Origin of the sequence: Streptomyces sp. NPDC007907, from assembly GCF_042959365.1 — a bacterium.
GTDB lineage: Bacteria > Actinomycetota > Actinomycetes > Streptomycetales > Streptomycetaceae > Streptomyces > Streptomyces indiaensis.
On sequence record NZ_JBIBKR010000009.1, the window covers coordinates 127,141 to 151,577 of the forward strand.

At 70.1% G+C, this 24,437-nt stretch carries 22 protein-coding genes; 3 read left to right on the forward strand and 19 right to left on the reverse strand.

Going from position 1 to position 24,437, the window contains the following annotated elements; genetic code table 11:
* Window positions 1–61: 61 nt before the first annotated feature.
* The 13 genes from aroB to ACFZDI_RS32265 all read right to left on the reverse strand — a co-directional run bounded on the left by aroB (window position 62) and on the right by ACFZDI_RS32265 (window position 13,302).
* The gene (gene aroB, locus ACFZDI_RS32205) at window positions 62–1,153 is read right to left on the reverse strand and encodes a 3-dehydroquinate synthase (protein WP_361119372.1); all 1,092 of its coding nucleotides are present in this window, start codon (window positions 1,151–1,153) and stop codon (window positions 62–64) included.
* Complete coding sequence (locus tag ACFZDI_RS32210; protein ID WP_234845085.1) at window positions 1,150–1,665, reverse strand: shikimate kinase; 516 nt, start codon at window positions 1,663–1,665, stop codon at window positions 1,150–1,152. The genes aroB and ACFZDI_RS32210 overlap by 4 nt, the downstream gene beginning before the upstream one ends.
* On the reverse strand, window positions 1,662–2,846 hold the full coding sequence (gene aroC / locus ACFZDI_RS32215; RefSeq protein ID WP_234845084.1) for a chorismate synthase: 1,185 nt from the start codon (window positions 2,844–2,846) through the stop codon (window positions 1,662–1,664). The genes ACFZDI_RS32210 and aroC overlap by 4 nt, the downstream gene beginning before the upstream one ends.
* 141 nt (window positions 2,847–2,987) lie before the next feature.
* Window positions 2,988–3,398 (reverse strand): hypothetical protein, encoded by a 411-nt coding sequence (locus ACFZDI_RS32220; protein WP_391255428.1) that lies wholly within the window; start codon window positions 3,396–3,398, stop codon window positions 2,988–2,990.
* 51 nt (window positions 3,399–3,449) lie between these two features.
* Window positions 3,450–4,277, reverse strand: coding sequence for a shikimate dehydrogenase (locus tag ACFZDI_RS32225; RefSeq protein ID WP_391255431.1), 828 nt, complete (start codon window positions 4,275–4,277; stop codon window positions 3,450–3,452).
* A gap of 11 nt (window positions 4,278–4,288) precedes the next feature.
* Complete coding sequence (gene mltG, locus ACFZDI_RS32230; protein WP_391255433.1) at window positions 4,289–6,019, reverse strand: endolytic transglycosylase MltG; 1,731 nt, start codon at window positions 6,017–6,019, stop codon at window positions 4,289–4,291.
* Window positions 6,020–6,142: 123 nt separating this feature from the next.
* On the reverse strand, window positions 6,143–6,607 hold the full coding sequence (gene ruvX / locus ACFZDI_RS32235) for a Holliday junction resolvase RuvX (RefSeq protein WP_234845080.1): 465 nt from the start codon (window positions 6,605–6,607) through the stop codon (window positions 6,143–6,145).
* 17 nt (window positions 6,608–6,624) lie between these two features.
* Window positions 6,625–9,297 carry an alanine--tRNA ligase gene (alaS, locus tag ACFZDI_RS32240; RefSeq protein WP_391255437.1) on the reverse strand — a complete coding sequence of 891 codons (2,673 nt, stop codon included), beginning with the start codon at window positions 9,295–9,297 and terminating at the stop codon, window positions 6,625–6,627.
* Window positions 9,297–9,647: a hypothetical protein gene (locus ACFZDI_RS32245; protein WP_234845078.1), complete on the reverse strand. Its 351-nt coding sequence runs from the start codon at window positions 9,645–9,647 to the stop codon at window positions 9,297–9,299. Before ACFZDI_RS32245 ends, alaS begins: the two co-directional genes overlap by 1 nt.
* A 9-nt stretch (window positions 9,648–9,656) precedes the next feature.
* Entirely contained in the window at window positions 9,657–10,097 is a 441-nt protein-coding gene (locus tag ACFZDI_RS32250; RefSeq protein ID WP_104778781.1) for a DUF948 domain-containing protein, read from the reverse strand.
* Between the two features lie 219 nt (window positions 10,098–10,316).
* Window positions 10,317–10,931 (reverse strand): 30S ribosomal protein S4, encoded by a 615-nt coding sequence (gene rpsD, locus ACFZDI_RS32255; RefSeq protein ID WP_010046470.1) that lies wholly within the window; start codon window positions 10,929–10,931, stop codon window positions 10,317–10,319.
* Window positions 10,932–11,236: 305 nt separating this feature from the next.
* Window positions 11,237–12,589, reverse strand: a complete 1,353-nt coding sequence (locus tag ACFZDI_RS32260; protein WP_234845076.1) for a replication-associated recombination protein A — start codon at window positions 12,587–12,589, stop codon at window positions 11,237–11,239.
* 56 nt (window positions 12,590–12,645) lie between these two features.
* Window positions 12,646–13,302: a vitamin K epoxide reductase family protein gene (locus ACFZDI_RS32265; RefSeq protein ID WP_234845075.1), complete on the reverse strand. Its 657-nt coding sequence runs from the start codon at window positions 13,300–13,302 to the stop codon at window positions 12,646–12,648.
* Between the two features lie 142 nt (window positions 13,303–13,444).
* On the opposite strand from ACFZDI_RS32265, the gene ACFZDI_RS32270 reads away from it, so the two are divergent.
* A complete protein-coding gene (locus ACFZDI_RS32270) occupies window positions 13,445–13,663 on the forward strand; it encodes a hypothetical protein (RefSeq protein WP_391255442.1) in 219 nt (72 codons plus the stop codon).
* A gap of 38 nt (window positions 13,664–13,701) precedes the next feature.
* On the opposite strand, the gene hisS is transcribed toward ACFZDI_RS32270, so the two are convergent.
* Together hisS and ACFZDI_RS32280 are read right to left on the reverse strand one after the other, a co-directional pair.
* Window positions 13,702–14,964 carry a histidine--tRNA ligase gene (gene hisS, locus ACFZDI_RS32275; RefSeq protein ID WP_391255445.1) on the reverse strand — a complete coding sequence of 421 codons (1,263 nt, stop codon included), beginning with the start codon at window positions 14,962–14,964 and terminating at the stop codon, window positions 13,702–13,704.
* 11 nt (window positions 14,965–14,975) lie between these two features.
* Window positions 14,976–15,683: an MBL fold metallo-hydrolase gene (locus ACFZDI_RS32280; protein WP_234845073.1), complete on the reverse strand. Its 708-nt coding sequence runs from the start codon at window positions 15,681–15,683 to the stop codon at window positions 14,976–14,978.
* A 167-nt stretch (window positions 15,684–15,850) separates the two neighbouring features.
* Between ACFZDI_RS32280 and ACFZDI_RS32285 the strand changes: the two genes are divergently transcribed.
* Window positions 15,851–16,696, forward strand: a complete 846-nt coding sequence (locus tag ACFZDI_RS32285) for a peptidylprolyl isomerase (protein ID WP_391255447.1) — start codon at window positions 15,851–15,853, stop codon at window positions 16,694–16,696.
* A gap of 135 nt (window positions 16,697–16,831) precedes the next feature.
* On the forward strand, window positions 16,832–18,061 hold the full coding sequence (locus ACFZDI_RS32290) for a DUF349 domain-containing protein (RefSeq protein WP_391255450.1): 1,230 nt from the start codon (window positions 16,832–16,834) through the stop codon (window positions 18,059–18,061).
* Window positions 18,062–18,133: 72 nt separating this feature from the next.
* Here the strand turns inward: ACFZDI_RS32290 and relA are convergent, their stop codons facing one another.
* The 4 genes from relA to secD form a co-directional block, all read right to left on the reverse strand.
* Window positions 18,134–20,653: a GTP pyrophosphokinase gene (gene relA, locus ACFZDI_RS32295; RefSeq protein WP_234845070.1), complete on the reverse strand. Its 2,520-nt coding sequence runs from the start codon at window positions 20,651–20,653 to the stop codon at window positions 18,134–18,136.
* A gap of 204 nt (window positions 20,654–20,857) precedes the next feature.
* On the reverse strand, window positions 20,858–21,397 hold the full coding sequence (locus ACFZDI_RS32300) for an adenine phosphoribosyltransferase (RefSeq protein WP_234845069.1): 540 nt from the start codon (window positions 21,395–21,397) through the stop codon (window positions 20,858–20,860).
* Complete coding sequence (secF, locus tag ACFZDI_RS32305; RefSeq protein WP_234845068.1) at window positions 21,394–22,497, reverse strand: protein translocase subunit SecF; 1,104 nt, start codon at window positions 22,495–22,497, stop codon at window positions 21,394–21,396. Before secF ends, ACFZDI_RS32300 begins: the two co-directional genes overlap by 4 nt.
* A gap of 1 nt (window position 22,498) precedes the next feature.
* Window positions 22,499–24,253: a protein translocase subunit SecD gene (secD, locus tag ACFZDI_RS32310; RefSeq protein WP_391255455.1), complete on the reverse strand. Its 1,755-nt coding sequence runs from the start codon at window positions 24,251–24,253 to the stop codon at window positions 22,499–22,501.
* Window positions 24,254–24,437 lie beyond the last annotated feature (184 nt).

The window sequence follows — 24,437 nt, forward strand, 5'->3', positions numbered from 1 at the left end:
GGGGCGGCCCGAAGTGCCCGGCGCCGTAAGGTGATTTCGGGCGGAAGGCGCGCCGGAGGACTTACTGCCCCACTTCGCCGTACGCGGCGAGCAGCACGGCCGGGTCGGGTCCTTCCAGGACGGTGGGCTTGGCCAGACCGTCGAGGACGATGAAGCGCAGCAGGTTGCCGCGGGACTTCTTGTCGACCTTCATGGTCTCCAGCAGCTTGGGCCACTGGTCGTACCGGTAGTGCAGGGGCAGTCCGACCGCTTCGAGGACCGTGCGGTGCCGGTCGGCCGTCGCGTCGTCCAGCCGGCCCGCCAGGCGCCCCAGTTCGGCCGCGAAGTGCATGCCGACGGACACCGCCGCACCGTGGCGCCACTTGTAGCGCTCGTTCTTCTCGATGGCGTGGCCCAGTGTGTGGCCGTAGTTGAGGATCTCGCGCAGGCCGGACTCCTTCAGGTCCGACGACACGACGTCGGCCTTGACCCGGATGGAGCGCTCGATGAGCTCGGCGGTGTGCGGGCCGGCCGGGGTGCGGGCGGCCTCGGGGTCGGACTCGATGAGGTCCAGGATCACCGGGTCGGCGATGAAGCCGGCCTTGATGACCTCCGCGAGCCCGGAGACGTAGTCGTTGACCGGCAGGGAGTCCAGCGCGGCCAGGTCGCAGAGCACACCGGCGGGCGGGTGGAAGGCACCGACGAGGTTCTTGCCCTCGGCGGTGTTGATGCCGGTCTTGCCGCCGACGGCCGCGTCCACCATGGCGAGCACGGTGGTCGGGATGGCGATCCAGCGCACCCCGCGCAGCCAGGTCGCGGCCACGAAGCCGGCGAGGTCGGTGGTCGCGCCGCCGCCGACGCCGACGATGACGTCCGTGCGCGTGAACCCGGACTGGCCGAGCGCCTTCCAGCAGTAGGCGGCGACCTCGGCGGTCTTGGCCTCCTCGGCGTTGGGCACCTGGACGGCCACAGCCTCGTAGCCCTGCTCGGCCAGGTCGGCGCGCAGCGCCTCACCGGTCTCGGCCAGGGCCTCGGGGTGGACGATCGCGACCCGCTGGGCCTTGTCGCCGATCAGTCCGCCGAGTTCCCCCAGCAACTGCCGGCCGACCAGGACCTCGTAGGGGTCGGTGCCCGCCGTGCCGCCGACCTGGATCCGCGTCACTGCCTCGCTCATGCTTCCTTCAACTCCAGTGCGTCCAGGGCGGCTTCGGTGACCTCGTCGGGCGTGCGGCCGTCGGTGGCGACCACGGCCGTGGCGACCTCTTCGTACAGGTGGCGGCGGGCCTCCATCAGCTCGCGCCACTGCTTGCGCGGGTTGACCGCGAGCAGCGGGCGGGCGGCGTTGAGGCCGGTGCGCTTGACCGCCTCCTCGACGTCCATCGACAGGTACGCCACTCGCTGCCCGGCGAGCAGGGCGCGCGTGTCGGCGTCGAGGATCGCGCCGCCGCCCAGCGCCAGGACGCCGTCGTGCTCGGCGAGCGCCCGGTGCACGGCGGCCTTCTCGATCGCGCGGAAGGCGGACTCGCCCTCGTCCACGAAGATCTCGGCGACGGTCCTGCCCTGGGTGGTGACGATGTCGTCGTCGGTGTCCCGGTAGGAGACGCCGAGCCGTTCGGCGAGCAGCTGCCCGACGGTGGACTTGCCGACGCCCATCGGGCCGACCAGGACGACCAGCGGGCCGCTCATCGGATGGCGAGGTTGTCGAGGTACGACGTGACGTTGCGGCGGGTCTCGGCCACCGAGTCGCCGCCGAACTTCTCCGCCACCGCGTCCGCGAGCACCAGAGCCACCATGGCCTCGGCGACGATGCCGGCGGCCGGGACCGCGGACACGTCGGAGCGCTGGTGGTGGGCCTGCGCCGCCTCACCGGTGGTGACGTCCACGGTCTGCAGGGCGCGCGGCACGGTCGCGATCGGCTTCATCGCGGCGCGGACGCGCAGCAGCTCTCCGGTCGTCAGACCGCCCTCGGTGCCACCGGAGCGGCCCGTGGTGCGGCGGATGCCGTCGTCGGTCTTCACGATCTCGTCGTGCGCCTTGGAGCCGGGCACCCGCGCCAGTTCGAAACCGTCACCGATCTCGACGCCCTTGATCGCCTGGATGCCCATGAGGGCGCCGGCGAGCCGGGCGTCCAGCTTGCGGTCCCAGTGCACGTGCGAACCGAGGCCGACGGGCACGCCGTACGCCAGGATCTCGACCACACCGCCCAGGGTGTCGCCGTCCTTGTGGGCCTGGTCGATCTCGGCGACCATCGCCTTCGACGCGTCGGCGTCCAGGCAGCGCACCGGGTCCGCGTCCAGCTTCTCGACGTCGGCGGGCGTTGGGTACACGCCCTTGGGCGCCTTCGCCGCCGCCAGCTCCACCACGTGCGAGACGATCTCGACGCCGGTGGTCTCCTTCAGGTACGAGCGGGCCACCGCGCCGAGGGCGACGCGGGCGGCCGTCTCCCGCGCGGAGGCGCGCTCCAGGATCGGCCGGGCCTCGTCGAAGCCGTACTTCTGCATGCCGGCCAGGTCGGCGTGGCCGGGGCGCGGGCGGGTCAGCGGGGCGTTGCGGGCGAGCCCGGCGAGGACCTCCGGGTCGACGGGGTCGGCGGCCATGACCTGTTCCCACTTGGGCCACTCGGTGTTGCCCACCATGATCGCGACCGGGGAGCCGAGGGTGAGGCCGTGCCGGACGCCGCCGAGGAAGGTGACCTCGTCGCGCTCGAACTTCATCCGGGCACCGCGTCCATAGCCCAGGCGCCGCCTCGCGAGATGGTCCGCCACCATGTCCGTGGTGATCGGCACGCCGGCGGGAAGGCCCTCCAGCGTCGCCACGAGTGCGGGACCGTGGGACTCCCCCGCGGTCAGCCAGCGCAACCTGCTCAACGGTGCTCCTCAGTGCTCGCGCTCTGGTACTGCCCTGCGTACGCGCCTCGTCGCGTACGGCGACGGCGTGACCGGGTGCGCGGCCCGGTCCGCCATCTCCGATCCTCCCACGCCGGGGCCCTCGGCCCGGCGGGCGGTCCATCAAGCGGACGCGTTCGCGGACGGACCCTCGCCCTGACGCTGCTGCGGCGCGTACGCCCCGAGGAAGTCGGCCCCGCTCGGCTGCTGCGCGGGCCGGGCCTGCGGGGCGAAGGCCCCCAGGTGGTCGGCGCCGCTGTCCTGCTGTCCGGGCTGGGTCTGCTGCTGCGGCGCGTACTGCCCCAGGTAGTCCGCGCCGCGTCCCTGCCCGTACTGGGCGGCGGCGTGCACCGGCTGTCCGTTCCGGACGGCGCGCCGGTAGGCGATCTTGCGCTTGATCTTGACGACCCAGGACGCCACGACGGCGAGCACGATCAGGGCGAGCACCGTGATCTGCACCCAGTCGGGCAGGAATCCCAGCAGGGACTCGAATATCTGGGACTTGACGGAAGCCTGAGGCAGGCCTGTGGACATGACGGACGTTCCCCTCCCCTGTTCCGCCCCCTGCGGAACCGAGAGCGGATCTTATCGGTCGGCGAGAGCCCGCTCGCCCGCTTTTCGCATGGCGTCCAGCGGCGCCGGGGCCAGTCCCGTCATCTGCTCGACCTGGAGGACGGCCTGGTGCACCAGCAGGTCGAGGCCGCTGACGACGGCACCGCCGTACGCCGACCAGCGGGCGGCGAGGTCGGTGGGCCAGGGGTCGTAGAGGACGTCGAAGAGGGCCGCCGGGCGTTCCGGTACGGACCGGGCGAGGGCGTCGGTGACCCCGGCCGGGGTGGTGCTGATCACCAGCGGGGCGCGCAGGGCCCGCTCGGCGTCCGCCCAGTCGGCGACGCGGACGGCGACGTCGAGCCGCTCGGCCCACTGCCGCATCTCGGCGGCCCGGGCCTCGCTGCGCAGGTAGACGGTGATCTCGCCCGGGCAGATCCGGGACAGCGCGGCCAGCGCGGAGGAGGCGGTGGCGCCGGCACCGAGCACGGCGGCGGCGTCGACCTTGTCGATGCCGTGTTCACGCAGGGCGGCGACCATGCCGGGGATGTCGGTGTTGTCGCCGATGCTGCGGCCGTCCTCGGTGCGGACGACGGTGTTGACCGCGTCGACCGAGGCGGCGGTCTCGCTGATCTCGTCGAGCAGCGGGATGACGGCCCTCTTCAGCGGCATCGTCAGCGAGAGCCCGGCCCACTCGGGTCCGAGCGACTCGAAGAACCCGGCCAGGCCGGCCTCGTCCACCTCGAACCTGTCATAGGTCCAGCCGGCCAGGCCCAACTCCCGGTAGGCGGTGCGGTGCAGCACCGGCGAGAGCGAGTGGGCGATCGGGGAACCGAGCACGGCGGCTCGACGTGGTGCGGCCATCAGGGACTTCCTCAGTTGTTCCGCGAGGCGTTGAACTGGTCGACCAGCTTCTGGTGTTCGGCGTTCGTCCTCGTGAACTTGCTGGTCTTGCCGTCGAGCGAGATGAAGTAGTACCAGCCGTCGTCCGTCGGCTTGAGGGCGCCCTTGATGGCGTCCTCACCCGGGTTGTCGATCGGACCGGGCGGCAGGCCCTTGTGGAAGTACGTGTTGTACGGGTTGTCGTAGTTCCGCAGTTCGCTCAGGCTCAGGTCGATCTTGCTCTGGTTCTTGATGTAGTTGTAGGTGGAGTCGAACTCCAGCATGCCGTTGGTCTGCGGGTTCCCGGGCTTCATGCGGTTGTAGACGACTTCGGCCATCTTGCGGAAGTCGTCGTGGCTGGTGCCCTCGGCCTGGACCAGGCTGGCGACGGTGACGAGCTGCCACGGGTCCTCGAGTCCGAGGCTCTCGGCCTTCTTCTCGACCCCGAGCTTGTCGTACGTCGCGGTGGCCCGCTCGACCATCTGCTTCAGGACGTCCGCGGGCTTCTGCCCCTCGCTCACGCCGTAACTGGAGGGGTAGAGGAAGCCTTCCAGCGGGTCCTTGACCTGGGCGTGGTTCTGCGCCCACGCGGGCAGGCCGAGCTTCTTGTAGTCCTTCTTGGCGACCGCTGCGGTGGTGCCCACCTCGACGTCCAGCCGCTTGTCGATCAGGCGGTAGATGTCGGCGTTGCGCCGGCCCTCGGCGATGATCAGGTTGTCGCGGCTCTCGGGGCTGAGCATCAGTTCGACCGCGCTCGCGGCCGACATTTGCTTCTGCAGCGTGTACACGCCGTCCTGGATGCTCCGGCCCTCGGGGTTGTCCGCCTGCGCCGAGACGAAGGCGTCGACGCTCTTGACGACACCGGCGGACTTCAGCGCCCGTCCGATCGCGTATCCGTCCGCACCCTTGGGGATCTCGACGGAGACCTGCTGCCCGTTGCCGCCCCCGGCGAAGTCCGGGGCGTCACCGAAACGGTCCTGGTAGAACTGGTAACCGAAGTAGCTGACGCCGGCCAGACCGCCTCCGAGGATCACCGCGACCAGCAGGCAGGCCATCCCGTTGCGGCGTTTCTTCGGTTTGCCGCCGCCGCGTCCCCGCTTGTCGTCGCGGCCGCGACGTCCCTCCGGCTCGTCGTCATCGTCGTCCCCACCCGCGAAGAAGGCGTGTTCGCCCTGGTCGGGGCCGGGGTCCCAGTCCGTCTCCGGGTCCGGCGCGGCCAGCTCGGGTTCGACCCCGCGCCGGCCGGGCGGCTCCGGGGGCGGATACGCGTCGGACGTGCCGTAGTAGTCCTGCCGGCCCGCGTCGTACGCACCGGCCTGCTGTCCGTACGGGTCCTGGGGATCACCGGGGTACGAGACCTGCTGGTGAGGGCCGGTGGCCCAGCCGCCGGTGTCGTACTGCTGCTGGTGGTGGTAGCCCTGGCCCTGCTGGTGTCCGGGGTCCTGGGGGCCGGGGTACTGCTGATGACCGTGGGCCTGTGCCGCGTACTGCTGGTCGTACGGGTACGGCTGCTGCGGCTGCTGCGGCTGACCGTATCCGGACTGGTCACCGGTGCCCCAGTCGCCGTACTGCTGCTGCGGCTGCTCTGGATGGTGCTGCGGCTGGCCGCCGTGGGGGGACTGCTGACCCTGATGGGCCTGCTGGCCGCCCCATCCGCCGTCCCCGTACAACGGGTCCTCCGGATGCCACGGTTCGGAGCCTTGGCCCCGGCCATACTCAGTCATCGATCCCCTAGAGCCGCGAGGCGGCGGTCACGCGGCTTCCGGCCCCGGCTCCCGTCCCGCCTCTTTGCTGTGCGGTGGCTGTTCGAATGCCGCCGCATCGCGCGGAACGTTACCGTATCGCGATCACATGACCACTTCGACGCCTTCGCCGGGTGCTTTACCTGACACCCGTTCGGATTCGAGGGCCTGTTGCAGGATGATCACGGCTGCTGCCTGGTCGATGACGGACCGGCCCTTCTTGGACTTCACACCGGAGGCGCGCAGTCCCTGGCTGGCCGTCACCGTCGTCATGCGCTCGTCCACGAGTCTCACCGGAACCGGGGAGATCATGCGGGCCAGTTCCTGCGTGAAGCCCCGGACCTTGACCGCGGCCGGCCCCTCGCCGCCCTTGAGGGAGCGCGGGAGCCCGACCACGACCTCCAGCGGCTCGTACTCCTCGACGAGTTGCTTCAACCGTCGCTGAGCTGCGGGGATGTCACGCCCTGGGACCGTCTCCACCGGGGTGGCGAGGATCCCGTCGGGGTCGCACGAGGCGACCCCGATGCGGGCGTCCCCGACGTCGATCGCGAGTCGACGTCCTCTGCGCATGCTGTTCGACCCGTCTCTTACTTGGCCGTCTCGGTGACCAGACGCTCCACGGCGTCCACGGCGTCACCGATGACGGCCGGGTTCTGGCCGCCGCCCTGGGCGACGTCCGGCTTGCCGCCTCCGCCACCGCCGAGGGTCTTGGCGGCCGTGCGGACGAGGTCGCCGGCCTTCAGACCGCGCTCGCGGGCGGCCTCGTTGGTGGCGATGACCGTGAGCGGCTTGCCGTTCGCCACCGTGAACAGGGCGACGACGGCGGCCCGGCCGCCCTGGATGCGTCCGCGCACGTCGAGGACGAGCTTGCGCAGGTCGTCGGCGCTCGTGCCGTCCGGAACCTGACCGGTCACGACAGCAACGCCACGGACGTCCTTGGCGGACTCGGCGAGACCGGCGGCGGCCTGGAGGACCTTTTCGGCGCGGAACTTCTCGATCTCCTTCTCGGCGTCCTTCAGCTTGCCGAGCATGGCGGAGACCTTCTCCGGGAGCTCCTCCGGGCGGCCCTTGATCAGCTCCTGGAGCTGGGCGACGACCGTGTGCTCGCGGGCGAGGAAGTTGTAGGCGTCCACGCCGACCAGAGCCTCGATGCGGCGGACACCGGAGCCGATGGACGATTCGCCGAGCAGCTTGACCAGGCCCAGCTGGGCGGTGTTGTGCACGTGGGTGCCGCCGCACAACTCCTTGGAGAAGTCGCCGATGGTCACGACACGGACGCGCTCGCCGTACTTCTCGCCGAACTCGGCGATGGCGCCCTGCTTCTTGGCCTCGTCGATGCCCATGACGTCGGCGCGGACGTCCAGGTCACGGGCGAGCACCTCGTTGATCTTCTGCTCGACGTCGGTCATCACGGCCGTCGGGACGGCGGACGGGGAACCGAAGTCGAAGCGGAAGCGGCCCGGCTGGTTCTCGGAACCGGCCTGGGCGGCCGTCGGGCCGAGGGCGTCGCGCAGGGCCTGGTGGGTCAGGTGCGTGGCCGAGTGGGCGCGGGCGATGGCCTTGCGGCGGCGGTCGTCGATGGCGGCATGGGCCTTGGCGCCCACGGTGACCTCGCCGACCTGGACGACGCCCTTGTGGACGTAGACCCCGGGGACCGGCTTCTGGCAGTCGCGGATCTCGATGACGGCACCGGTGTCGACCTTGATCCTGCCGGTGTCGCCGATCTGGCCGCCGCCCTCGGCGTAGAACGGGGTGCGGTCGAGGACGATCTCGACCTCGTCGCCCTCGGTGGCGGCCGGGGAGGAGGCGCCGTCGACGAGGATGCCGACGATCGTGGACTCGGACTCGGTGTCCGTGTAGCCGATGAAGTCGGTGGCACCGGCCTGGTCGGCGATCTCACGGTAGGCACCGGCACCGGCGTGCCCGGTCTTCTTGGCCTGGGCGTCGGCCTTGGCGCGCTCCCGCTGCTCCTTCATCAGGCGGCGGAAGCCGTCCTCGTCCACGGAGAGGCCCTGCTCGGCGGCCATCTCCAGGGTGAGGTCGATCGGGAAGCCCCAGGTGTCGTGGAGCAGGAAGGCCTTGTCGCCGGGCAGGACGGTGCCGCCGGCGGCCTTGGTGTCGGTGACGGCCGTGTCGAGGATGTTGGTGCCGGCCTTCAGCGTCTTGAGGAAGGCGTTCTCCTCGGCGAGGGCGACCTTCTCGATGCGCTCGCGGTCGGTGATGAGCTCGGGGTACTGCTGGCCCATCATCTCGATCACGGTGTCGATCAGGTCCTTGACGACCGGACCGGTGGCGCCGAGCAGGCGCATGTTGCGGATGGCGCGGCGCATGATGCGGCGCAGCACGTAGCCGCGGCCCTCGTTGCCGGGGGTGACGCCGTCGCCGATCAGCATGACCGAGGTGCGCATGTGGTCGGTGACCACGCGCAGGGAGACGTCCGAGTCGTGGGCGTCGCCGTAGCGGACGCCGGTCAGCTCGGTGGCCTTGTTGATGACGGCCATCGAGGTGTCGATCTCGTACATGTTCTGCACGCCCTGCAGAATCATGGCGAGACGCTCGAGGCCGAGGCCGGTGTCGATGTTCTTGCTGGGCAGTTCGCCGAGGATCTCGAAGTTGTCCTTGCCGATGCCCTCGCCCCGCACGTACTGCATGAAGACGAGGTTCCAGATCTCCACGTACCGCTCGTCGTTGACGGCGGGGCCGCCCTCGACGCCGAACTCGGGGCCGCGGTCGTAGTTGATCTCGGAACACGGGCCGCAGGGGCCGGGGACGCCCATGGACCAGTAGTTGTCCTTCATGCCGAGGCGCTGGATGCGCTCCTTCGGCACGCCGACGACCTCGTGCCAGATGCGCTCGGCCTCGTCGTCGTCCTTGTAGACGGTGATCCACAGGCGCTCGGGGTCGAGGCCGTAACCGCCCTTGTCCTGGGGGCTGGTGAGCAGCTCCCAGGCGTACGTGATGGCGCCTTCCTTGAAGTAGTCGCCGAAGGAGAAGTTGCCGCACATCTGGAAGAAGGTGCCGTGCCGGGTGGTCTTGCCCACCTCTTCGATGTCCGGCGTGCGCACGCACTTCTGCACGCTGGTGGCGCGGGTGAAGGGCGGCTTGACCTCACCCAGGAAGTAGGGCTTGAAGGGCACCATGCCGGCGGGGACGAGGAGCAGAGTCGGGTCGTCCGCGATGAGCGACGCCGAAGGGACGACGGTGTGACCGCGCTCCTCGAAGAAGCTCAACCAGCGGCGGCGAATCTCAGCCGACTCCATCAGTGGTCCTCATTCCGGTTGTACGAGTACGTCGTCCAGTCGCTGTCGACGGACTTCGGGTTGGTGCGGTTCTCGATGGCGGGGAAGCGCCGGGGGCCGGGAAGTTCGGGGTTCTCGTTGATCCCGAGGGCGTCACCCAACTCGGCCTCCCGCACGGCCATGTTGTCCCGGACGTCGAGCGCGAAGCCGACCGCGCGGTCCTTGATGCGGTGACCGGCCTCGAGCGCCTTGTTCCCGGCGGTTCTGGCAAGGCTTTCGGGGGTCAGCTGCTTCAGCTTGCGATTGACCTTGGTGGTGGCCCACACACCGGCGGCGACGCCCGTGGTGAACCAGAAGGTACGGCGGAACATCGCTGGCTCTCAGTCCCTCTTCCCTCGGGCGCTGCGCCGGGTGACCGTGCGGCCCACGATCACGGTACGCCTGGACGCCTTGGCGGGCACGTCCTCCTTGCCGCCGCCGAGGGCCCGGCGCACGCCGTAGCCGAAGGCCGCGACCTTGACCAGGGGGCCGCCGAAGGTGGAGGCGACGGTGGTCGACAGCGCGGAGGCGTTCGACGTGACCTCCTGGACGTCGGAGGCGATCGAGTCGACCCGGTCGATCTGGGTCTGCGCGGAGCGCACCGCCGCGGAGGCGTCGGCCAGCAGCGGGACGGCCTGGTCGGTCACGTCCGCCACGAGCTTGGTGGTCGCCTTGAGCGTCTGGGCCACCCTCGCCAGTGCGACGGCGAGGAAGGAGACCAGGATCGCCCAGAAGACGGCCACCAGGATTCCGGCAACCTCTCCACCGGACACTGTGTGCACCCGCTCCCTGAAACGTGCCTGAACATCGAAAAAGTCGTGCGAAGAGCCTATCGCGCCGGGGGTGGCGCTCCGTACCGGATTACCCCCCGGCGCCGGGTCGATCGCGAAAGCCCGCTCCGAATCGCCCTCCGGCACCGGGGCGAACGCGAAAGCCCGCCGCCTCGCCCGCCCGGAAGGGCGGGGAGACGGCGGGCCGGGGTACCGCGTGCCTGCCGGGGATCAGCGGGCGTAGTACTCGACGACGAGCTGCTCGTCGCAGATCACCGGGATCTCCTTGCGGTTCGGCTCGCGGTCCAGGCGGAACGCCAGGGCCTTGAGGTTCACCTGGAGGTAGCGCGGGGTCTCACCGTCGGGGGCGAAGCCACCCTCACGAGCGATCGTGAAGAGGGTCTTCTCCTTGGAGCGCTCACGGACCTGGACGACGTCGTCCGGACGGACACGGAAGGAGGGCTTGTCGACCTTCTTGCCGTTGACCGCGATGTGGCCGTGGACGACCATCTGACGGGCCTGGTAGATGGTGCGGGCGATGCCCGAACGCAGGACCAGGGCGTCGAGACGGCGCTCGAGCTCGATGATCAGGGCCTCACCGGTCTTGCCCTGGACCTTGGAGGCACGCTCGTACGCGCGGACGAGCTGGCGCTCGGACACGTCGTACTGCGCGCGCAGACGCTGCTTCTCGAGCAGACGGACCTTGTAGTCCGAGTTCTGCTTGCGGCCGCGGCCGTGCTCACCCGGCGGGTAGGGACGGGCCTCGAAGTACTTGACGGCCTTCGGGGTCAGCGCAATGCCGAGGGCACGCGACTTCTTGACCTTGGGGCGGGACTGGTTCGCCACTGTTTTTCGCTTTCGTTGTATCGGCTTGTCAGGATGGTGGGAGGTCGCATCCGCAGCCGGGGAAACCCGCCTGGGACCCTGTCGGGCCCGGGTGGGCAGCCGCTCCCCTGGTCTGGGCACATACGTGCAGCACGCGAGTGGCCCACCGACCGCTCCCGTCGCAGGACGGGTGGTGGTGGGCTGCCCGCGACACCGTTCGACGGTGCGCGACGCTCCTGGAGCCGATCCCGGGGGATCGGGACTCCGGCCGACTGTCCCGTTCTGACTGCACGGGACGCGGCACTCCGGACGAGTTTACAGGGTGCTCAGGACCGCTTTCGACCGAGGTTCTTCCGGGTCCACTCCACCGCGTCCGCGTAGCGGGCCTCCGCGCCGTGCCGGGTCGGCTCGTAGTATTCGCGGTTCTTCAGCTCGTCCGGGGCGTACTGCTGGGCGGCGATGCCCTCGGGCAGGTCGTGGGGGTAGACGTAGCCCTGGCCGTGGCCGAGCTTGGTCGCGCCCTTGTAGTGGCTGTCCCGCAGGTGGGCGGGCACGGGTCCGGCGAGGCCCTTGCGGACGTCCTCCAGGGCGGCGCCGATCGCGGTGGTCGCGGCGTTGGACTTGGGCGCCAGGGCGAGAGCGATGGTGGCGTGGCTGAGGGTGAGGGCCGCCTCGGGGAAGCCGATCATGGCGACGGCCTGGGCGGCGGCGACCGCCGTCTGCAGGGCGGTCGGGTCGGCCAGGCCGATGTCCTCGCTGGCGGAGATCATCAGGCGCCGGGCGATGAAGCGGGGGTCCTCCCCGGCCTCGATCATCCGGGCCAGGTAGTGCAGGGCGGCGTCGACGTCCGAGCCGCGGATGGACTTGATCAGGGCGCTGGCCACGTCGTAGTGCTGGTCGCCGTCGCGGTCGTACTTCACAGCGGCCCGGTCGACCGTCTCCTCCAGGGTGGTCAGGCCGATCTCCGCCTCGCCCTTGTCGAGAGCGGCTCCGGCGGCCGCTTCCAGGGCGGTGAGGGCGCGGCGTGCGTCGCCGCCGGCGATGCGCAGGAGGTGATCCTCGGTCTCCTCGGGGAGGGTGACGGCCTCCTTGAGGCCGCGCTCGTCGGTGAGGGCGCGGCGGATGAGGCTCCTGATGTCGTCGTCCGTGAGCGGTTCGAGGGTGAGCAGCAGTGAGCGGGACAGCAGGGGCGAGATCACCGAGAAGTACGGGTTCTCCGTCGTCGCGGCGATGAGCGTCACCCAGCGGTTCTCGACGGCCGGGAGCAGGGAGTCCTGCTGGGCCTTGCTGAAGCGGTGGATCTCGTCGAGGAAGAGGACGGTCTCCTTGCCGTACCCGCCGGAGGCGCGGCGGGCGCCGTCGATGACCGCGCGGACCTCCTTGACGCCGGCGGTGATCGCGGACAGCTCCACGAAGCGGGCGTCGGTCGCCTTGGAGACGACGTAGGCCAGGGTGGTCTTGCCGGTGCCGGGCGGGCCCCACAGGAGCACCGAGGAGGGCCCGGCCGGCCCGGAGGCCTCCCCCACCAGTCTGCGCAGGGGGGATCCCGGCTTCAGCAGGTGCTGCTGGCCCACGACCTCGTCGAGGGTGCGCGGGCGCATCCGCACCGCCAGGGGGCTGCTGGACGGCTCCTTCTCCTGGCGTGCTTCGGCTGCGGCGGTGAACAGGTCGGGCTCCACGTCAGAAACCCTAAATCACGGCACTGACAGTCCGCCCTGGCCCCGGAACCGGGGGCTCAGCTGAGCCAGAAGTCCCACCAGCGGGTCAGGATCAGCATGCCGATGATGCCGATGTGCAGCACGGGCAGGACCCAGGTGAACTCGCCGAAGAAGCTCTTGAGCCAGTTCGGGGCGGGCAGGAAGCCCTTGCGGATGTTGAAGGACGTGACGTACCAGAACATCAGGATGGTGGCGACCCAGGCCAGGCTGCACCACAGGCAGAGCGCGTTGATCCGGTACAGGGACTGGAACATCAGCCAGGCGCAGAAGCTCACGCCGAAGAGGCAGCCGGCGTTGAAGGTGAGCCAGTACCAGCGCGGGAAGCGGGCGCGGGCGAGCAGCGCCACGCCGACGCCGATGACGATCGCGTAGCAGACGAGGCCGAGCATCGGGTTCGGGAAGCCGAAGACCGCGGCCTGCTTGCTCTCCATGACGCTGCCGCAGGAGACCACGGGGTTGAGGCTGCACCCGGGCGTGAACGTCTTGCCCTCGACCTTGGCCTCGAGGATCTTGAACTTGTCGATCGTGATGACCCAGGCGGCGAGCAGTCCGGCCGCGCCGGTGATCACCAGCAGCAGGGCGAGGGCCCGGCTGCCGCCCTCCGCGCGGGGCGCGATCTCGGCGCGCTGCGGCTCGGGCTCCACGGAGACGTCCTTCACTGTCGTCTTGCTCATCACGCCGATTCCGTCACTCGAGACCTGAACATCTTCGGGCAGGGCCATTGTGCCGCACCGGTGCCTCTGTCCACCGTTCAGTGGACATAAGGATGTCCGCCCGATCGTCCCCGAGGGTTGCGTTCCGGCCGACTCCCGTCGCATGACGGCACAGGGGTACGGACTGGCCGTCGACGTGCGGGGGCTGCGCAAGCGCTTCGGGTGTGTGACCGCCGTCGACGGCATCGATCTCGGGAACAGGCATCGATCTCGCCATCAGGCGGGGCGAGGTGGTCGGCCTGCTCGGTCCCAACGGCGCGGCAGGAGCACCACGGAGGCGGCCTTCACGCGTGCGCTGCGGTACGGGCTGCTGGAGCAGTGAGGAGGGCGCCGGGAGACCCCGGCGCCCCTTCGCGGCGCTCAGCCGAGCCGGGCCTCCAGCTCGGCCACGATCTCGTTGACGCCCACCGCCGTCTGCTCGCCCGACTCCATGTCCTTGAGCTGGACCACGCCCTCGGCGAGGTCGCGTTCACCGGCGACGACCGTGTAGCGGGCACCGCTGCGGTTGGCGTTCTTCATGGCGCCCTTGAGGCCCTTGCCGCCGTAGGAGAAGTCGGCCGCGATGCCGTTCTTGCGCAGCTCGGTGACCTTGGCGAACAGGACGCGGCGGGCCTCCTCCCCGAGCGGGACGGCGAACACGCTGGTGGTGGCGGGCAGTTCGAGCTCGACGCCCTCCGCCTCCAGAGCGAGGACCGTGCGGTCGACGCCGAGGGCCCAGCCGACGGACGGCAGCGCGGGTCCGCCGATCATCTCGGACAGGCCGTCGTAGCGGCCGCCGCCGCCGACCGCGGACTGGGAGCCGAGGCCGTCGTGGACGAACTCGAAGGTGGTGCGGGTGTAGTAGTCCAGGCCGCGGACCAGCTTCGGGTCGTCCTCGAAGGCGACGCCCGCCGCGGTGATCAGCTCACGGACCTCCTCGTGGTACGCCTTGCACGCGTCGCACAGGTAATCCCGCAGCAGGGGCGCGTCCCCCAGCTGCTTCTGGACCGCCTCGCGCTTGTCGTCCAGGACGCGCAGCGGGTTGATCTCCGCACGGCGCAGGGTGTCCTCGTCGAGGTCGAGGCCGCGCAGGAACTCCTGCAGCGCCGAGCGGTACACCGGACGGCACTCCTGGTCGCCCAGGCTGTTGAGCAGGATCCGGAAGTCGCTCAGGCCCAGCGAGCGGTACGCCTGGTCGGCCAGGATGATCAGCTCGGCGTCCAGCGCCGGGTCCTCCGCGCCGATCGCCTCGGCACCGACCTGGGAGAAGTGGCGGTACCGGCCCTTCTGGGGACGCTCGTAGCGGTAGTACGAGCCGGAGTACCAGAGCTTGACGGGGAGGTTGCCCGCCTTGTGCAGGTTGGCCTCCAGCGCCGCGCGCAGCACCGAGGCCGTGCCCTCGGGGCGCAGGGCGAGCCTGTCGCCGCCCTTCGTCTCGAAGGCGTACATCTCCTTGGTGACGATGTCGGTGGACTCGCCGACGCCGCGCGCGAAGAGCTCGACGTTCTCGAAGCCCGGCGTCTCGATGTAGCCGTAGCCGGAGTTGCGCAGCGGGGCGGCGATCGCCTCACGGACGGCGAGGTACTTGGCGCTGTCCGGCGGGATCAGGTCGTACGTGCCCTTGGGGGCCTTGAAGGTGCTCACGGAAGGTCTCGTCACATTCCTCGTCGGGGAGCCCGGGCGGGTCCCTGGCCGGCGGCCACCTGCCGCAGATACGGGTTGGTGGAGCGCTCCTGGCCGATGGTCGTCTGGGGGCCGTGGCCGGACAGCACCACGGTCGAGTCGTCGAGGGGCAGGCACACGCGGGCCAGCGAGTCGAGCATCTCGGCCATGTCACCGCCGGGCAGGTCGGTGCGTCCGATGGAGCCGGCGAACAGCAGGTCGCCCGAGAACAGGATCGGCGGGATGTCCGCCGCCTCGGGCATGCCGAAGGTCACCGACCCCTTGGTATGGCCGGGCGCGTGCGCGACGGACAGCTCCAGGCCCGCCAGCTCGAGCTTGGCCCCGTCGGCCAGTTCCTTGACGTCGTCCGGCTCCCCCACGGTCAGCTCGCCGAGCAACGGCATGCCGATGGAACGGCCGATCCCCTTCTCGGGGTCGTTCATCATGTAGCGGTCGTCGGGGTGGATCCAGGCCGGCACGTCGTGCGCGCCGCACACCGGGACGACCGAGGCGACGTGGTCGATGTGGCCGTGGGTGAGGACGACGGCCACGGGCTTGAGGCGATGCTTCCTGATCGCTTCCTCGACGCCGTCGGCGGCCTGATGGCCGGGGTCGATGATCACGCACTCCTCACCGGCGGCGGGGGCGACGAGGTAGCAGTTCGTCCCCCAGGCCCCGGCGGGGAACCCGGCAATGAGCACGATCGTCCTTCGTTGTGTCGATACGGGCGGCTACGGCTGCTCACAGAGCCTACCGGCGCTGCCGATTCCTCAGCGAACCCATATACGGTACGGGGCACACGCAGGCGCTCGGCACTCAGGACGCAGGCGTACCGGTCGACGTTCGAGACCCATGAGGAGAGAACCCGGTGGTCAGCCAGGAACAGCGGCGGCGTCAGCTCGCCCGGGAGAAGTTCTTGCGGCAGCAGCAGCGACGCACGGACGCGCGACGCAAGGCCCGTATCCGCAACTCCGTGATCGCCTCGGTTCTCGGCGTGGTCGTGGTGCTCTCGGTGACGGTCTTCCTGACCAAGCCGTTCGAGGACGACGGCAAGAAGGAGAACGCGAACGCGGAGGTCAGCCCGAGCGCCACGCCCAGCAAGGCGCCGGACCCCTGCGAGAAGCCGGCCCCGGGCAAGGTCAAGTCGGAGACCTGGAAGAAGGAACCGGCGATGACCATCGACAAGTCCGCGACGTACACGATGAAGCTGGACACGACCTGCGGTGAGATAGACGTCGCGCTGAAGGCGTCGGCGGCACCGCACACCGTCAACTCGTTCAACTTCCTTCTCGGCAAGGGCTACCTGGACCACAGCAAGTGCCACCGGCTCACCGACCAGGGCATCTACGTCCTGCAGTGTGGTGACCCGAAGGGCACCGGCATGGGCGGACCGGGCTACACCATCCCCGACGAGAACCTCAAGGACAAGAGCCTCAAGGGCGGCGTCTACCCGGCGGGCACGGTCGCGATGGCGAACCAGTACAACGCGCAGACGAAGCAGGGCCGCAACAGCGGCGGCAGCCAGTTCTTCCTCGTCTACCAGGACAGTCAGCTGCCGGCCGACTACACACCGTTCGGTACGGTGTCCGAGGCGGGCATGAAGGTCCTGAAGAAGATCGCGGGTGCCGGAGCGCAGGCCCCCGACCCTCAGACGGGCAATACGGCGCCCAACGCGACGGTCGTGATCAACAAGGCCGCGATCACGAAATCCTGACCCCCAACTGCGAAATTTCGGTCGCGCGGGATGCGGACAGGCCCCCCGCCGGTCGCCTATGTTGGCCGTGACGAAACTGTGGACGATGCCCGGGGGAGCTGAGGCCCCCCGCAGGCATCATGTGGAGGAGGCGCTGTGAGCAGCGACCCGTGGGGCCGCGTCGACGAGACGGGGACCGTGTACGTGCGTACGGCCGACGGCGAGCAGGTCGTCGGTTCCTGGCAGGCAGGCTCCCCCGAGGAGGCGCTGGCCTACTTCGAGCGCAAGTACGAGGGCCTGGTTGTCGAGATCGGCCTCCTCGAGAAGCGAGTGAAGACCACCGACCTGTCGGCCAAGGACGCCCAGGCCGCCATCGACCACATCCGGGAGCAGGTCGACGCGCACCACGTGGTGGGCGACCTGGACGCCCTGCGGGTCCGGCTGGACAAGCTCGTGGAGCTGGTGGAGGCGCGCCGCGAGGAGCGCAAGGCGCAGCGGGCGAAGCAGTCCGACGAGGCGCGCAAGTCCAAGGAGGCGCTGGTCGCCGAGGCGGAGGAGCTGTCCCGGTCCGACCAGTGGCGGGCGGCCGGTGAGCGGTTGCGGGCCCTGGTGGACACCTGGAAGGGGCTGCCGCGCCTGGACCGCAAGTCCGACGACGAACTGTGGCACCGGTTCTCGCACGCGCGGTCGGCGTTCTCCAAGCGGCGCAAGCAGCACTTCGCGCAGCTGGACGCGCAGCGCGAGGAGGCCCGCCGCATCAAGGAGCGGCTGGTCTCCGAGGCCGAGGCGCTGTCGAACTCGACGGACTGGGGCGCGACGGCGGCGCGCTACCGCGAGCTGATGGCCGAGTGGAAGGCCGCGGGCCGCGCTCAGCGCGAGCACGAGGACGACCTGTGGAACCGCTTCCGCGGTGCCCAGGACGTCTTCTTCGCGGCCCGCAGCTCGGTCTTCGCGGAGCGAGACGCCGAACAGGCGGAGAACCTCAAGCTGAAGGAGGAGCTGGCCGAGGAGGCCGAGAAGCTCCTGCCGGTCACGGACCTCAAGGCGGCCCGCGCCGCCTTCAGGAACGTGAACGAGCGCTGGGAGGCCATCGGTCATGTGCCGCGCGACGCCCGGCCAAAGGTCGAGGGCCGGATGCACGCCGTCGAGCGGGCCATCCAGGAGGCCGAGGAGGCCGAGTGGCGCCGGACGAACCCGGAGGCACGCGCGCGTGCCGCGGGTCTGACCGGCCAGCTGCAGGCCGCCGTGGACAAGCTCCGGGGCCAGATCGAGCAGGCCCGTGCGCAGGGCAACAACGCCAAGGCCGACAAGCTCCAGCGTGAGCTCGACGGCCGGCAGGCGCTGCTGGACCAGGCGCTGAAGGGCCTGCAGGAGTTCGGAGGCTGATCAGCCGACGCGAAGGGGGGCTCCCGTACACCTCGTACGGGAGCCCCCCTTTCGCGTGGCCGCCGCGGGCCGTTACGACCTGCTGCGGGCCGAGGTCACCCGGTACACGTCGTAGACGCCCTCCACGCCACGGACCGCTTTGAGGACGTGGCCGAGGTGCTTCGGGTCGCCCATCTCGAAGGTGAAGCGGGAGGTGGCGACGCGGTCGCGGGAGGTCTGGACGGCCGCGGAGAGGATGTTGACGTGCTGGTCGGACAGCACGCGCGTGACGTCCGAGAGCAGCCGGGAGCGGTCCAGGGCCTCGACCTGGATGGCGACCAGGAAGACCGAGGACTGCGTGGGCGCCCACTCGACGTCGAGGATGCGCTCGGGCTCACGGGAGAGCGAGTCGACGTTCACGCAGTCGCTGCGGTGGACCGACACTCCGCTGCCGCGGGTGACGAAGCCGATGATGGGGTCGCCCGGGACGGGTGTGCAGCAGCGGGCGAGCTTGACCCACACGTCCTCGACGCCCTTGACCACGACGCCCGGGTCTGCGCTGGAGCGGCGCTTGCGGCTGCGGCCGCGGGCCGGCGGGACCGACTCGTCGATCTCCTCGGTGGCGGCCTCCTCCCCGCCGAGGGCCTGGACCAGCTTCTGCACGATGTTCTGCGCGGAGACATGGCCCTCGCCGATCGCCGCGTACAGCGCGGAGATGTCGGCGTAGCGCATCTCGTGCGCGAGGGTCACCAGGGAGTCGCCGGTCAGGATGCGCTGGATCGGCAGGTTCTGCTTGCGCATCGCGCGGACGATGGCGTCCTTGCCCTGCTCGATCGCCTCGTCGCGGCGCTCCTTGGAGAACCAGGCGCGGATCTTGTTGCGGGCACGCGGTGACTTGACGAAGCCGAGCCAGTCCCGGGAGGGACCGGCGCCGGCCGCCTTGGAGGTGAAGACCTCCACCAGGTCGCCGTTGTCGAGGGTGGACTCCAGCGGGACCAGCCGGCCGTTGACGCGGGCGCCTATCGTGCGGTGGCCGACCTCGGTGTGCACCGCGTAGGCGAAGTCCACCGGAGTGGCCCCGGCGGGGAGGGCTATGACGTCGCCCTTGGGGGTGAAGACGAAGACCTCGTTGCGGGACAGGTCGAAGCGCAGGGACTCCAGGAACTCGCCCGGGTCCTCGGTCTCCTTCTGCCAGTCCAGGAGCTGCCGCAGCCAGGCCATGTCGTTGAGGTGGTCGTCCTTGCTCTTGCCGGACGACTTGGGGGCGTCGGTGCGCACCTTGGACGCGCCGGCGACGGCCTCCTGCTTGTACTTCCAGTGCGCGGCGATGCCGTACTCGGCGCGGCGGTGCATGTCGAACGTGCGGATCTGCAGCTCGACCGGCTTGCCGCCGGGGCCGATGACCGTCGTGTGCAGCGACTGGTACATGTTGAACTTGGGCATCGCGATGTAGTCCTTGAACCGCCCGGGGACCGGGTTCCATCGCGCGTGCACCGTGCCGAGGGCCGCGTAGCAGTCGCGGACGGTCTCCACGAGGACGCGGATGCCCACCAGGTCGTAGATCTCCGCGAAGTCCCGGCCGCGGACGATCATCTTCTGGTAGACGCTGTAGTAGTGCTTCGGACGGCCGGTGACGGTCGCCTTGATGCGGGCCGCCCGCAGGTCCTGCTGAACCTCGTCGGTGACGATGGCCAGGTACTCGTCGCGCTTCGGTGCCCGCTCGGCCACCAGCCGGACGATCTCGTCGTACATCTTGGGGTAGAGGATCGCGAAGGCGAGGTCCTCCAGCTCCCACTTGATGGTGTTCATGCCCAGGCGGTGGGCGAGCGGCGCGTAGATCTCGAGGGTCTCGCGCGCCTTCTTCTCCTGCTTCTCGCGCTTGAGGTAGCGCATGGTGCGCATGTTGTGCAGGCGGTCGGCGAGCTTGATGACCAGGACGCGCGGGTCCTTGGCCATGGCGACGACCATCTTGCGCACGGTCTCGGCCTGCGCGGCCTCGCCGAACTTGACCTTGTCCAGCTTGGTGACGCCGTCGACGAGCAGCGTGACGACGTCGCCGAAGTCGCGGCGCAGGTCGTCGAGACCGTACTCGGTGTCCTCGACCGTGTCGTGCAGCAGGCCCGCCATCAGCGTGGCCGGATCCATGCCCAGCTCGGCGAGGATGGTGGTGACGGCGAGCGGGTGCGTGATGTACGGGTCGCCGCTCTTGCGCTTCTGGCCGCGGTGCCAGCGCTCGGCGACCTGGTAGGCGCGCTCGATCTGGCGGAGCGTGGCCGTCTCGATCTTCGGGTCGTTGCCGCGCACTATGCGCAGCAGTGGCTCGAGCACCGGGTTGTACGGGTTCGCCCGCTGCACACCGAGGCGGGCCAGACGGGCGCGGACGCGGTTGGAGGAGCCGGAGCGGGCCTGCTGGCCGGCCGCCTGACGGACCGCGGGCGGGGTGGGCTTGGGCCGCGACTGCTCGGCGGGCTTGTCGACCGGCGCCGCCTGGGCGTGCTCGACCGGCCCGCGGGTGTCGTTCTTCGCGTGGGGCGCGTTCGGCGCGGGCTTGGCCGCGGCTGCCGAGGCGGACTCGGGTTTGGCGGCGGTCAGGTGCTGGGCCTCGTCTGGCAAGAGGACTCCTCGTGCGCGTTCCGGGTCCCCCGGTCAGGCTCCGGACCCCCATGGTAGCGATCCCGGGCGCCGGGATCGCCTTCAGGCCAATGTGAGGACCGTCTACCCGGGAATCGTCTGTAACGCACGAGGCGGGCGCCGGATTCCTCCGGGCCCGCCTGTGCGATGTGGTGCCGGTGTGTCCTGCGGCCGGCGGCACGGCTGTCAGACCGTGAGCAGGGCCTCCAGCGGGGCGCCGTCGAGCGCCGGTTCCAGGCGGGCGCGGCCGCCCAGGAAGCCGAGCTCCATGAGGACGGCGAGACCCGCGACCTCGGCGCCGGCCCGGCGGATGAGCTGGACCGAGGCCTCGGCGGTGCCGCCGGTGGCGAGGACGTCGTCGACGATCAGCACCCGGTCCCCGCCGGTGAGGTCCTCGGCGTGCACCTCGATCTCGGCCGAGCCGTACTCCAGGTCGTAGGCCTGGGCGAGGGTGGCTCCGGGGAGCTTGCCCGCCTTGCGTACGGGGATGAAGCCGAGGCCGGCGCGTACGGCGACCGGGGAACCGAGGATGAAGCCGCGGGCCTCCAGGCCGACGACCTTGGTGGCACCGGTGCTCTCGGCGATCTCGGCGAGGGCGTCGGTCAGGGCCGTGAACGCCGCCGGGTCCGCCAGGAGCGGGGTGATGTCCTTGAACATCACGCCCGGCTCCGGGTAGTCCGCGACGTCCCTGATGCGGCTGAGGAGGAGGTCCCTGATCTCGGTCATCGGCGCTTCCCCGAGGGGCGGCCGCGGCCGCGGCTGCGGGAGGCGGGCTGGTGACGCGGCCCGACCACCGCGGGTGCGGCGTCCTCGGGCTCGTCCGTGTACACCTCGTCGTCGTCCCGGACCTCGGTCTCGCCCTTGGCACGCTTGGCCAGGACGCGCTTCTTCAGGGCCTTCATCTGCGGCTCGCGCTCCTTGAGGTCGGCGACCAGCGGCGTGGCGATGAAGATCGAGGAGTAGGCGCCGGCGGCGAGGCCGACGAACAGCGACAGCGAGATGTCGTTCAGCATGCCGGCGCCGAGGACACCGCCACCGATGAACAACAGGCCCGCGACCGGCAGCAGCGCGACCACCGTGGTGTTGATCGAGCGGACCAGGGTGCTGTTGATCGAGCGGTTGGCGACGTCGCTGTAGGTCCAGCGGGTCTGCTTGGTGAGGTCCTTCGTCTGCTCCTTGAGGCTGTCGAAGACCACGACCGTGTCGTAGAGCGAGTAACCGAGGATGGTCAGCAGACCGATCACCGTGCCCGGTGTGACCTCGAAGCCGACCAGGGCGTAGATGCCGACGGTGATGGTGATGTCGTGGATCAGCGCCACGAACGCGGCGAGCGCCATGCGCCACTCGAACGCGATCGCCAGGTAGATCACCACGAGGAACAGGAAGATGCCGAGGCCCTGCCAGGCCTTGTCGGCGATCTGGTCACCCCAGCTGGGGCCGACCAGCTCCGCGTTGATCTGCTCCGAGTCGATCTTGAGGTCGTCGGCGAGGGTGTTCTTGATCTTGTTCGCGGCGTCGGTGTCGATGCCCGCGACCTGGATGCGCATGCTGCCGTCGCCGAGCTTCTGGACGATCGCGTCGTGGCCGGAGGCCGTCTCCGCGTACTCCTCCGCCTGGGACACCGAGACGGCGGTGTTCTTCGGGGTGTTGAAGACGGCGCCGCCCTGGAACTCGATGCCCATGTTCAGGCCGCGCACCGCCAGGCCGACGATGGCCGTGATGGTGATCAGGATCGACAGGCCGTACCAGATCTTGCGGTTCTTGATGAAGTCGTAGCCGATTTCGCCGCGGTGCAACCGGGCGCCGAGGGTGCCGAGCTTCGACATCTCACGCCTCCTTCGTCTCGACGGGGGCGGAGGGACGGCGGGTGCGGCGCAGCGGCGGCTGGGCACCCAGGCTCTTCGGGTCGAGGCCGGACCACTTGTGGCCGTTCGCGAAGAACGGACGGCGGGCCATCAGCGTCAGCAGCGGCTTGGTGAAGAGGAACACGACGACCACGTCGAGCAGGGTGGTCAGGCCGAGCGTGAACGCGAAGCCCTGGACCTTGCCGACGGTGACGATGAACAGCACCGCGGCGGCGAGGAACGACACGAAGTCGGAGACCAGGATGGTGCGCCGGGCGCGCGGCCAGGCCCGCTCGACGGCGGGGCGCAGGGTGCGGCCTTCCCGGATCTCGTCGCGGACGCGTTCGAAGTACACGATGAACGAGTCCGCCGTGATGCCGATCGCGACGATGGCACCGCAGACCGCCGGCAGGTTCAGCGCGAAGCCGATGGCCGGGCCGAGCAGGGCCATGAGCGTGTAGGTGAGGGCGGCGGAGACCAGCAGCGAGAGGATCGCGATGAACGCCAGGCCCCGGTAGTAGGCCAGCAGGTAGATGACCACGAGCGCCAGACCGATCGCGCCGGCGATCAGACCGGCCTGCAGCTGGTCACCGCCGAGCGCGGCGGTCACGGTCGTCATGCTGTCGACCTTGAAGGTCAGCGGCAGCGCGCCGTAGCTCAACATGTTGGACAGGTCCTGGGCGGACTGCTGGTTGAAGTTGCCGGAGATCTCGGCGTTGCCGCCGGTCAGGGCCTGCCGGACGTACGGGTCGGAGACGACGTCGCCGTCCAGCACGATCGCGAACTGGTTCTGCGGGGACTGGTTCTGCGCCAGCTTGCCGGTGATGTCCGCGAACTTCTTGGCGCCGGCGTCCGTGAAGTCCATCGTGACCGTCCAGCCGGCGCCGGTCTGGGTGTTCAGCACGGCCTGGGCCTTGTCGACGTCCGTTCCGTCGACCTCGGCGGGGCCGAGGATGTACTTCTGCCACTGGCCCTGGGAGTTCTTGCCGCAGGCCAGGGTGGGCTGGGAGGCCTTGACGCCGTCGCCCACGCTGGAGCGGGTCTTGGCGTCCGTGCAGTCGAGCTTGGCGTACTTCGCCTGCAGCGCGCTCGCGTCGGCCTCGGCGCTGCCGCCGCTCGCCGACGGGGAGGGGCTGGATCCGGGCTTGTCCGACGCGCTCGCGGACGGCGTGGCGTCGGCCTTCAGCCCGTCGGTGACCGCGCGGCCCTGGGTGGTGGGCGTGGCGGACGGCGAGGCGGAGTTCTTGTCGGTGGCCTCGGGCTTGTCGGACGCCTTGCCCGAGGGGCTGCCGGTGGGGCTCGGGGAGGGGCTGGCCGTGCCCTTGCCGCCGGAGACCTCGGTGGCGATGACCGGGCGGAAGTAGAGCTTGGCGGTGGTGCCGACCTGCTTGCGGGCCTGCTCCGAGTTGGTGCCCTTGGGAATGTTGACGATGATGTTTTCCCGGCCCTGCGTCTGGACCTCGGACTCGGAGACGCCCAGACCGTTGACGCGGCGCTCCATGATGGAGACGGCCGTGTCCATGTTGGTCTTGTTGATCGCCGACTCGTTGCCGGCCTCGGGGACCGCGCGGAGCGTGATGCTCGTGCCACCGGCCAGGTCGATGCCCAGGCGTGGCTTGGTGTGTCCCGAGGCGAACATTCCACCGGTGAGCGCCGCGATGGCGATCAGGATCAGGGCCAGCGAGCGCCCCGGCTTGCTCTGGGCGCTCGCGTTCCTGCCCTTTTTAGGTGTGGCCACCTTCTCGTACTCCCTCTCGGGCCACCTCGCTCCGGATCGGCGGACGGGCGGCCATGACATGGTGTCGGGATTCCGTGCGAGCTGGGCGTGTCCCGGGGGGGGGGGGGGGGGGCCGCCCCCCCCCCCCCCCCCCCCCCCCCCCACCCCCCCCCGCCCCCCCCCCCCCCCGGGTTGACCCCGGGGC

Excerpts from the sequence above, each read along its gene's own strand:
- ACFZDI_RS32270 (WP_391255442.1), top strand. The coding sequence starts at position 13,445 with ATGACGGCACAGGGGTACGGACTGGCCGTCGACGTGCGGGGGCTGCGC.
- mltG (WP_391255433.1), bottom strand. The coding sequence starts at position 6,019 with ATGACTGAGTATGGCCGGGGCCAAGGCTCCGAACCGTGGCATCCGGAG.
- ACFZDI_RS32300 (WP_234845069.1), bottom strand. The coding sequence starts at position 21,397 with ATGACCGAGATCAGGGACCTCCTCCTCAGCCGCATCAGGGACGTCGCG.
- ruvX (WP_234845080.1), bottom strand. The coding sequence starts at position 6,607 with ATGCGCAGAGGACGTCGACTCGCGATCGACGTCGGGGACGCCCGCATC.
- ACFZDI_RS32265 (WP_234845075.1), bottom strand. The coding sequence starts at position 13,302 with ATGAGCAAGACGACAGTGAAGGACGTCTCCGTGGAGCCCGAGCCGCAG.
- alaS (WP_391255437.1), bottom strand. The coding sequence starts at position 9,297 with ATGGAGTCGGCTGAGATTCGCCGCCGCTGGTTGAGCTTCTTCGAGGAG.
- secF (WP_234845068.1), bottom strand. The coding sequence starts at position 22,497 with ATGTCGAAGCTCGGCACCCTCGGCGCCCGGTTGCACCGCGGCGAAATC.
- aroB (WP_361119372.1), bottom strand. The coding sequence starts at position 1,153 with ATGAGCGAGGCAGTGACGCGGATCCAGGTCGGCGGCACGGCGGGCACC.
- ACFZDI_RS32245 (WP_234845078.1), bottom strand. The coding sequence starts at position 9,647 with ATGTTCCGCCGTACCTTCTGGTTCACCACGGGCGTCGCCGCCGGTGTG.
- ACFZDI_RS32225 (WP_391255431.1), bottom strand. The coding sequence starts at position 4,277 with ATGGCCGCACCACGTCGAGCCGCCGTGCTCGGTTCCCCGATCGCCCAC.
- ACFZDI_RS32220 (WP_391255428.1), bottom strand. The coding sequence starts at position 3,398 with ATGTCCACAGGCCTGCCTCAGGCTTCCGTCAAGTCCCAGATATTCGAG.
- ACFZDI_RS32210 (WP_234845085.1), bottom strand. The coding sequence starts at position 1,665 with ATGAGCGGCCCGCTGGTCGTCCTGGTCGGCCCGATGGGCGTCGGCAAG.